Below are 215 nucleotides of genomic sequence, written 5' to 3' on the forward strand. Positions count from 1 at the left end.
TTAACCCAAATGACCGCTGCGTCAATGTTAGGGCTGACTCGTCGGCATATCCAAAGATTAGTGAATCAATTTCGTCAGAATGGTGAAGTGGGTTTAGTGTCTAAACGTCGTGGGCAGCCCAGTAATCGGCGATTTTCATCTGAATTCAGAAATCAAGTTCTGACACTGGTTAAGCAAAAATATGCTGATTTTAAACCCACCTTTGCCTGTGAAAA

The 215-nt window shown here is 42.3% G+C and carries 1 protein-coding gene; it reads left to right on the forward strand.

Going from position 1 to position 215, the window contains the following annotated elements; genetic code table 11:
- The coding region (locus tag Q0791_RS25240; protein WP_299011984.1) for a helix-turn-helix domain-containing protein at positions 1-215 on the forward strand (215 nt) is incomplete at both ends.

Source organism: uncultured Shewanella sp. (assembly GCF_947495455.1).
GTDB lineage: Bacteria > Pseudomonadota > Gammaproteobacteria > Enterobacterales > Shewanellaceae > Shewanella.